8 protein-coding genes and 1 pseudogene are annotated in these 9,890 nt (G+C 36.3%); 6 read left to right on the forward strand and 3 right to left on the reverse strand.

Annotation, left to right across the window (positions count from 1 at the left end):
* Positions 1 to 36: 36 nt before the first annotated feature.
* The 4 genes from DDF69_RS21675 (at position 37) to DDF69_RS21690 (ending at position 2,743) form a co-directional block, all read left to right on the forward strand.
* Entirely contained in the window at positions 37 to 804 is a 768-nt protein-coding gene (locus DDF69_RS21675; RefSeq protein ID WP_114822607.1) for a GLPGLI family protein, read from the forward strand.
* Between the two features lie 190 nt (positions 805 to 994).
* Positions 995 to 1,786, forward strand: coding sequence for a helix-turn-helix domain-containing protein (locus tag DDF69_RS21680; protein ID WP_114822608.1), 792 nt, complete (start codon positions 995 to 997; stop codon positions 1,784 to 1,786).
* 164 nt (positions 1,787 to 1,950) lie between these two features.
* The gene (locus DDF69_RS21685; RefSeq protein ID WP_114822609.1) at positions 1,951 to 2,370 is read left to right on the forward strand and encodes a DoxX family membrane protein; all 420 of its coding nucleotides are present in this window, start codon (positions 1,951 to 1,953) and stop codon (positions 2,368 to 2,370) included.
* A gap of 19 nt (positions 2,371 to 2,389) precedes the next feature.
* The gene (locus DDF69_RS21690) at positions 2,390 to 2,743 is read left to right on the forward strand and encodes a cupin domain-containing protein (protein ID WP_114822610.1); all 354 of its coding nucleotides are present in this window, start codon (positions 2,390 to 2,392) and stop codon (positions 2,741 to 2,743) included.
* Between the two features lie 74 nt (positions 2,744 to 2,817).
* On the opposite strand, the gene DDF69_RS21695 is transcribed toward DDF69_RS21690, so the two are convergent.
* From DDF69_RS21695 to DDF69_RS21705, 3 genes are all read right to left on the reverse strand, one after another.
* Positions 2,818 to 3,927 (reverse strand): heparan-alpha-glucosaminide N-acetyltransferase domain-containing protein, encoded by a 1,110-nt coding sequence (locus tag DDF69_RS21695; RefSeq protein ID WP_114822611.1) that lies wholly within the window; start codon positions 3,925 to 3,927, stop codon positions 2,818 to 2,820.
* A gap of 363 nt (positions 3,928 to 4,290) precedes the next feature.
* A complete protein-coding gene (locus DDF69_RS21700; protein WP_114822612.1) occupies positions 4,291 to 5,241 on the reverse strand; it encodes a BPSS1187 family protein in 951 nt (316 codons plus the stop codon).
* A 56-nt stretch (positions 5,242 to 5,297) separates the two neighbouring features.
* Positions 5,298 to 6,044, reverse strand: a complete 747-nt coding sequence (locus DDF69_RS21705; RefSeq protein ID WP_114822613.1) for an aspartate/glutamate racemase family protein — start codon at positions 6,042 to 6,044, stop codon at positions 5,298 to 5,300.
* Between the two features lie 681 nt (positions 6,045 to 6,725).
* On the opposite strand from DDF69_RS21705, the gene DDF69_RS21715 reads away from it, so the two are divergent.
* Positions 6,726 to 7,967 carry a hypothetical protein gene (locus DDF69_RS21715; RefSeq protein ID WP_114822615.1) on the forward strand — a complete coding sequence of 414 codons (1,242 nt, stop codon included), beginning with the start codon at positions 6,726 to 6,728 and terminating at the stop codon, positions 7,965 to 7,967.
* Positions 7,968 to 8,768: 801 nt separating this feature from the next.
* Positions 8,769 to 9,890, forward strand: a pseudogene (locus DDF69_RS21720) (hypothetical protein); the annotation flags it as partial.

Genomic DNA, 9,890 nt, shown 5'->3' on the forward strand with positions numbered 1-9,890 from the left:
TTAACAGCCTATTTAATTATAATATTTTGAGTACCTATGAAACCACTTTTTAGAATTTTTTTGTTATTTCTTTGTTTTAACTATGTGAGAGGTCAAGAAAAAAAAGATTATTCGGAAATCGAAGTAAAGTATAAATATACTTTTGTACAAGATACTTTGGATAAATTATCTACAATTAATGAGCCTATGGTATTACTCACTAATGGCAAAAAATCTATATATTATAGTGAAAATTATAAGGCTGCAGTGGATGGTTTTGGGAAAAAACTGGAAGATGCAATGAAGACCGGAAATATTGTTGATCCCGGCTCTCTTCCGAAATCTAAGGTAAAGCATAATGTATATAAGGATGAAAACAAAACCTATATATCAAATTATTTAGGGAGAAATTATTACACCTATGAGAGTCCTGATAAACTTGACTGGCAAATTGATAATAAAAGCACTTCTACTATTGGCGGCTATAAATGTAATAAAGCAGTTGTAAGTGTAGGAGAAAAAAAGTTTATAGCTTGGTTTACTTATGATATTCCAATAAGTGATGGTCCATACAAATTTAGGGGACTTCCTGGATTAATATTAAAGATCAATGAGGTGAATAATTATATAGGTTTTGAACTTATATCAATAAATAAAACGAGTTTACCCATTGAGCAAAAAAAAGGGTTAATAGTATCCAAAGATCAATTTATAACAAAGAGAAAAGAATATATGAATGACCCGTATCAAGGTAAAATTAATAACCCTGAGTATAGAAAAATGATTGAGGACAATAAAAGGAAATATAACAATTCTTTAGAATAAAAAATAAAACACCTGTAAATTCAGGTATTTTATTTTTTAATCATTATTTCTATACATCATTATAGCTAGCATTATGAGTGAGCTGTGTACCTATAATTACAGTTGTAGCTTCATCAAAAGGATTTCTACAATATCCGTTTTGTTCCATCCAGTTACATCAATTTGATATTCACCTTTTAACAGATCTGAAATGATTAAAATAAGAAAATACTCCAACCAGGCAGGATATCCTGAACCGCGACGGGTCATCAGATACACCTTATTCTGGTGCCAGTCCGGAAATGCAGAAATTCTGATTGATGAAAATATTTTCACCCTGGAAGCTGGGCAAGTTGTAACCATTACTTCAGGACAGTTTCATCAGTTAAAATCAGTAGAAGGTGAATTGACTGCATTGGAATTCACGCTGGATTTCTTCTGTAAAAACGATAGTGATATTGAGCTTATTTTCCACAACGGACTTTTCTGTCATTTTGGAATGAATGAAATGATCACTGTACAACATCCTGCATTTTTTACTGAAACGCTGAATGCTATTGAAAAAGAAATCCAGGAACAGCCTTACCAGTATCTGATCTCTATGCATTCTATGGTTGAGTTGCTATTGGTAGAAATCAACCGCAGTAAAATTGCCAATGGTGATGAAATCTGGAAACCCGACGCTTTATTTTTAAAATTCCTTGAAAGGGTAAGAGATCATTTTCAAGACAATTATCAGGTCTCCCATTTTGCTGATCTTCTCGGAACTACTGAAGCCAAACTGAATGAAGTTTCAAAACTTCATACCAACAAAACGGCTCAGAATGTGATCTATAGCCTGATCATTTCTGAAGCCAAAAGACTTTTACTCTATGAAAAACTGACCGTAAAAGAAATTGCTTACCAACTTGGTTTCAATGATCCTTTCTATTTTTCAAACTTCTTTAAAAAACATACTTCACGATCTCCTAAAGATTATCAGAAGGCGGTAAAGGAAATGTAAAAAAAGTTTTAGCCTGAAGAAAAAACTTACAGTCTCTTATTAAGTCCCATCCTCCAGCTTACCTCTTCCCTCACATATTACATTCTTTTTCCGGAATTGTCTATTCTTTAGACGATGGCTTTCGCTGAACTTTGTACTGTAATTAAAACTTAAAAATTATACGTATGAAAACGCAACAGGATGCCGCCGTTTTTTTATTGAGAATTACTTTGGCTGCCGGATTTTTATCTGCAGTGGCAAGCAGACTGAATCTTTGGGGAGCACAATCTTCCGGTTGGAAAAATTTTGTTCATTATACTGCTGAAACCAATTCATTTTTGCCATCATCATGGGCAGTCATTATTGCTGTATTATCCACCATTGCTGAACTGTCAATCGGCATTCTGCTTCTTCTGGGTTTTCAGATAAAAAGAACAGCAAGGTACGCCTCTGTGCTCACTTTATTTTTTGCTTTAGCCATGAGCATTTCTTTTGGAATTAAAGAATCTCTGGACTATTCAGTCTTCGCATTCAGTGCCGGAGCATTTCTCCTGAGTACGTTTTCCCGTTACGAATGGAGTGTAGACCAGTTTTTACATCAATAATAATTAAAATTCAGATATCATGAACACCAACATCCACGATTACATCGTAAAAACAGAACAGAAGGAATGGCAGCCTTTAATTGAAAAAGGGATTCATTATGAAGGGATTTTTGTAAAATCTTTGAAATTTGATCCTGAAAAAAATCGTTCTACCAGTATTCTTTTAAAATTTGAACCGGGAGCCAGCTATCCTTACCACAATCATCCTGCAGGAGAAGAATTGTTTATTATGGAAGGTGATGCAACGATTGCAGGAGCCCGGCTTGAAAGTGGTGACTATTTATACACCCCTCCAAATTTTAAACATTCTGTGAAATCAGAACAGGGCTGTACGATTCTTTTTATTGTACCGGAAGAAGTGGAAATTCTTTAGGCTGATGACTATAAGGAACCACAGTAAAATTTTTTTACTGTGGTTTCTTATATTTCAAAAAAATAGGGCTGGATTTATTTTAAAACTGTTTTATCAGATGATATTGACCTGAAGTCTATTAGTGTTTTTTTCTTTCTAATAATATCCACTACAGTCTGTACTGAAAAGGTCAGAATAATATATAAGATGATAAGGACAGATACATATCCGATTTCATGTTGTCTGTATCCGAAAATTCCTTTTCCCCAGGAGATCAGAATCCATTGGATCATGTACATTGAAGTTAAATTTTTACTGCAGTATTTTAAGACACGCATAAAACCATTTTCTTTCATATTGGCAGTAATGGTATTGATCAGCCATAAAAACAGCAAAGTCCAGCCTGCAAAATAAATAACACCTCCAGGACCCATATGATAAAAACCATTGTAGTTATAATCTCCATACATAAAAACCAGTGGTGCTCCGATGGCAATGAACAACAGTCCTACGTAAAGCATATTTCTAAATATCTGTTGGATATCATAGTTCAGTTCCTGAAACCATTTCCCGAAAAACATTCCGATGATGATAAAAGCCATCCACGGGAAAACAGGGAAATAGACATAGGCAGGATAATCGGTATTGAAAAGAAGATCCAGAACATAATTGATCACAGGATAATCAAGATTAAGCCCGCTTACCTCTCGGGAGATCAATGCAACGAATAAACCTATTGCCAGCATAATGTATTTATTTTTCACATACTCTCTGATAAACCCAACGAACAATAAAGACATTCCTGCCAGCTGTAAAATATCTCCAAGCTGTACCAGATACACATACTGCTGCTCTATAGGCGCATGCCATCCGTATTTTTGCATAAAATTATCGGGAGCAAAATTAAAAATCACAGGGATCATAAATTTCATAAAGTTCATAAAAAGACCGGCAAAAACCAATAAAACACCTCGCTTTAAAGCACTTGTAAGACTTTGATGGCTGGAAGTCATAAAGGTGATTCCCATACAGATCAGGAAAATGGAAGTTCCTCTTCCAAGAAATACAATAAAGCTGCCGAGAACTGTTTCATATTGTGATTTTATATTGGCATACACCAATAAGGTATGGATAATGATCATTCCGATGACACTTATCCCTTTTATTACATCCAGAGTAAGGATTCTTTTGTTTTGTTGTTCCATAGTTTTTAGTGGAGATTGTGGATTAGATGGATAAAATTATATTCATTTATTATATTTTTTATACTATATTTTTATTTATTCTAAATAAAAATCAAATATACAAATTAAAACCACTTTTTATAATGTCTCAGTAAATTTTCATAAAATAGTAATACTTAATCATTTACTCCAGAATTACAAAACAATTACGATCAGTATTTTTCATCTGTTCAAGAGCCCGGACCGTATGAAAATGAAACGGTTGATCCTTTTGATCTTTTAAGTAAAAAACTCTTCCGGAAGGAAGAGTTTCACCTAATTATGATAATTCTGATCACCAACTTTGTATTGATAGTATTATCATCACCAAATAACTATTATAGATTACAGTCCCGAACCAAGCATTTTGATCCAGATAGATTGATACACCGGATTTTTAATACCCTCCACATGATAGGGATTGCCATGAGCAGCCTTATTTGGTTGCTGACCAATAGGCTGATCTAAAGCAAAAACATTTTCCGCAGGGATATGCAATGTTTTACAAATTTCTGCCAGCTCTGCTGCGGCCACTTCTTTCACATGATAGGTCGCAAAAACATTTTGGGATGGCGTCATCAGTTTTTGAGAGTACCAGCCCGCAATTTTTCTTGTTTTTGAATCGCTGTAATCCCATCCTCCTGAAAAACTGAGAATTCTCGCTACAGATTCATGCTGGGCAATAAATTCTGCCATTCCTCCTCCCTGTGATTGACCAGCGATGGCAATCTTGCTCCAGACAGGTTTACCCGTTTTCTGATCAAGGTACTGAGACCATACACCTTCTTTATCATTTTTCGACAAATATTGCAAAAGTTTTGTCAGGCGAGGGATAATGGCATCCTGATACTGATCCGGAATGGGCAGAAAAGTATTATCCCCATAAATACGTTTTCTACGGAATTCTGCAGCACAATCAACATTTTGACTCAAATAATCTCCTTTACAAACCTGTGAAACTCCAGGTGTGCTCATAAATGAGAGGGCTATGATCCTATATCCCTGATCCAATGAGGTTTTAAAAAAACTTTGAGGAAAATGATCAGTTGAACCGCCGGTTCCGGTAAGCCACAACAATACCTTATTATTTTTAATGGCCTTGTTATAAAATACAATATGTGCACTGTCCCAATTCTTTACCGAAGGATCAGCTTCACTGGGTTTCACTTTGAGTGTTTTATATCCTGAAAAATCTATAGCAGGACTTCCCTTTTGTGCTATCAGATTTATTGACGAACTTACTATAAACAACAAAATAAATATTGCAATAGCAGATAATGAAATCTTTTTTTCCATTAGTATTAAAATTATTTAACGGTTAAAATTCTATAAAGCACGGTAATCAGTTTACATTAAATCCCTAAAATAAAATCCACCCCCATTTGAGCATGCAACATTGTTGTATTGAATAAAGGGATCTTTATATCATCCTGCCCAACAATAAGGGGAAATTCAGTACATCCTAATATAATACCTTCAGCTCCCTTTGTTGCAAGAATGGCAACCTGATCCAATATGTACTTTTTTGTTTCTGGTTTCAAAATACCAAGAGACAGTTCTTTTTGTATGATCATGTGAAGTTTTTTTCTGTCTTCCTTTGTGTCAGGTACTATGACTTCAATATCGTAGTGATCCTTAAGAATTTTTGCAATAAATGGTTCCTCCATCGTAAATATTGTTCCGATAAGCCCAACCTTTCGAAGACCTTTCTTTCTAATGGCAGCTCCTGTCGCATCTCCGATATGCAGTATAGGAATCCTGCTATGGGCCTGCACATCATGATATACTTTGTGAGGGGTATTAGCACAAAACATGGCTGCAGTGGCTCCGCCTTGATATAATTGATCACAAGCATCAATCAGCATTTCCGTTATTACATCCCAATGATCCGATTGCTGTAGTTGATGCATAGTATACTGATCAAGATTAACCAGTACAAGAGGAGGATTTGTATTATTACCAAAATGATCATTAATGGTCTGGTTCAGGTAAATATAATATTCCAGCGTGGAATGCCAGGAAAGACCTCCGATAAGACCTAATCTTCTTAACAGGGGACGATGAGAATAATTTCCGGAACTTTTATTATTGTTCATCATGAATCTGGTTTTTATGGGTAGTGCATTATCTAACTCTATCCGTTATAAAATATTGATCTTTCATCAATATAAGACAGTAAGAACTCATCATGAAAATCAGACCTTTACAGTTATATCTGAAATTCTTAGTAAGATTGAGAAAAAAAAGGGAAATACAAACAGTAAAGCCATACAACATGAATACATCATTTTGTATTCACGAGGAACCATCACTCACATACATTCATTTTTCTCAAAAAAAAATACACACTATCTCAAAATGCAATGCTCAAACGTTGATGATTCTCTACACATCATATAAAAGTTTATTTTTTGTGAAATAATTTTTTGTTGAAAATATTGAATAGTTTGTTGAAATACACGAATATTAATTCTCTCAACAGGAGCAAAATTCCAATATTGACCATACAGAATCAATAACTATGTGCGCCTTTCTTCTATTCGTTTTTATTGACAAAGAGTAAAGTATTTTATTATTTATCTCACTTAAATGTGGTTTAATATATTCATATTTTTCTTAGATAATATGTATTTAATAAATAAAATACAGGTACACAATACGCACATGATGTATTTATGATGTATATGCAAAAACAATTACATCAGTAAACACCTACTATTTTTACACAGTCTCTCAGATCTATTAAAACGAATGAAAATATTAACTTAACTTATTATATTATGAAAAAAAAATTATTACTGGCTGGTTTGCTTACGACTTTTTCCCTGGTGGTTAAATCACAGGTGGGCATTAACACAGCTACCCCCACTGCAACTCTTGACGTGACTGCTAAAAACAGCACTGGTACAGGTTCATCCGTAGAAGGAATCCTTGTTCCAAGAGTAGACCGACAAAAAGCGCAGAGTATGACCGGAGTTCCGGTATCCACCCTGATCTATGTAAACAGTATCGCTACTGGCACCAATACAGGCACTGCCCTGAATATTGATGCTGTTGGCTATTATTATTACGATGGTACTGTATGGACCAAGCTGACCAACCCAATTAATATCTATAATGCAGACGGTACCCTTACCGGTAACAGAACGGTAACCCAGGGAGCCAATACTTTAGCATTCACAGGAACGCAGGCCAATGCATTTTCAGTGGATGGCAATACTTTATCTGTGGATGCTGCCAATAATCGCGTAGGAATAGGAACAGTTTCTCCAACTAATAGACTGGTGGTAACAGGCACTAATGCCCAGCCTTCAGCAATGGGTACAGCCAATACCAATGCCACCTTCAGAGTGGATGGAGATACCAGCCATTCTTTGGATTTCGGAACCTATACCACCACTCCTTTCGGATCTTATATTTCCAGCCAGAACAAAGCATCTGCAACAACCCTTCCTTTGGTACTGAATCCGGCAGGAGGAAATGTAGGAATTGGAACTAATTCCCCCTCAACAAAACTCGATATTAGTGGGAATCTGAGAATAGGAACTACTACTGGTACGAATGGCTCTGGTAATGTTTCGGCTCTAGTAAGAGATAATACAACAGGAGAAGTGAAGATATCAACGTCACCTACTGGAAATACAGCAATGTTCAATTATATTACCTACGCACTTTCTAACGTTAACGGTGATTGGGTTAGTGACTATGATACCAAAATAAGTACAGCAGACTATACCATGATAGTAGTAGGGTCCAATTTTGGTTCCTATTTAAATGTTGTAAATCCAGGTACCGCACAACCCTTATTTTCCCCTTATGTTGCAAATGCTTACCCTAGTGGTACTACCTGGCGTCTGCAAGCAGACTATACAGGAACTAATAGCGCCGGCACTGCTAATGGTACTTGGGTACTTAAGTGTCTTATAATCAATAATAGCCTACTTAAAAACCTTACTGGTGTAAGCCAGGACTTAGGAGGAAGTAATACGGGAGCAGCAGCAGGACCACCAGCAGGATTATAAAAATCCTGATAACTCATCCTGAGATTCACTATAAAAAAACCGGAACAAAATTTTTTGTTCCGGTTTTTTACACTATGGGCTCTTAACGATCCGTTACAATTTTTTTTACCATCATCCCTTTCTGTTTCTGTAAAGTCATTATTTTTCCATAAGAATTTTATTCCTGAAGACTAAACCATTGTGTTTTTCAGGTAGGAAAAGCTTTTCACGTAAAGAAAGTATAAAATTGACAGCTTTTGGCAGCATATATAAATCAGGTCTTGCAAAAATATATCCTAACCCTGCCTGTATTTCTCTTCTCAATCATCGTGATCTTCAGGATTTCAGATGGCTGATGAGAACAAAATAAGATGGTAAAAATACTTACAAGGTATAATAACCGAATGAAGATGGTATTGACGAAAAACAGGTATTCCGAGGCAATAAACTTCACCCTATTTTTAAAATAAGAATATAGGATGGTAGATTACCCTTTATTTCATTAAAATTATTAATCTCTAAATCCATTACCTTCATTTTTACTTCATTCATCAGTGATTTAATTTATCAACAATTTTTCGTGATATTCTTCATTTTATCAACAGAAAATGTACATATGATGTATGATAGATGTATATATGTTGTACCTCCGATATAAGCCACACACCGCACCAGGCACTATCTTTGCCCCCTGCAATCAACAAATAAGAACACAGATAAGTTTATGCTATTTATGCCATAACTTCTCAATCTATAAGAAGCTTCTGCTTCCCTTTATAAAACAATTAATACAAAGAAAATACTAATCAATTATTACACATTATGAAAAAAAACCTATTACTCGCGGGATTGCTCACCACTTTTTCTATCGTAGCAAAATCGCAGGTGGGTATTAATACCGCAACACCTACCGCAACTCTGGATGTAACTGCTAAAAGCAGTACAGGTACAGGTTCTTCAGTTGAAGGACTGCTTATTCCAAGAGTAGACAGACAAAAAGCTCAGAGTATGGCCGCAGTTCCGGTATCCACATTAATTTATGTAAACAGTATCGCTACAGGTACCACCTCGGGTACTGCCGTGAATATTGATACTGTGGGCTATTATTATTATAATGGTACTGTATGGACCAAACTGAGCACTCCCGTTAATATTTATAACGCAGATGGCACCCTTACCGGTAACAGAACGGTAACCCAGGGAGCCAATACCTTAGCATTTACAGGAACACAAACCAATGCATTTTCAGTAAACGGGAAAAATTTCTCCGTAGATGCCGCGAATAGCAGAGTGGGAGTCGGTACTATAGCCCCTGCTTCATCCCTGTCTGTTCAAAACAGTCCGGGAGCTACGACCAGTACCATTTCTGCGGGAATTGAAAATTGTGGTGCTGCATGTCTGCAGGGAATAGCAAGAAATATTACGCTCTATAATTTAAATGGTACCGGCGGGCAGTTTGGTGAAATAGGATTTATCCCATCAACATCCGAAACAGGACTTTCCGGGGCCAGCATTACAGGGATTGACCGTGATGCAGCCAACAGCTATGCAGGGTTACAGTTTTCCACAAGAAATGCTACAGATTATGCAGCAAGACTTACGATCAAATCTTCCGGAAATGTGGGTATCGGGACAACAAACCCTACCAATAAACTCCAGATTGAATCAGGTACAAGCGGAGCTTTGAAAATTGTAGACGGCACACAGGGCACAGATAAAGTCTTAACCTCCGATGCCAATGGAGTGGCAACATGGAAGGTGTTGCCAGCTGCACCTGCATCTACCAATATTTATAACACGGATGGATCTCTGACCGGAAACCGTACTGTTACCCAGGGAGCTAATACCCTTGCATTTACAGGAACGCAGACCAATGCTTTTTCTGTAGATGGAACTACTTTATCAGTAGATGCGGCCAATGACCGTGTAGGGCTTGGTACTGCA

It is taken from the genome of Chryseobacterium sp. KLBC 52 (assembly GCF_003347605.1).
Lineage (GTDB): Bacteria > Bacteroidota > Bacteroidia > Flavobacteriales > Weeksellaceae > Chryseobacterium.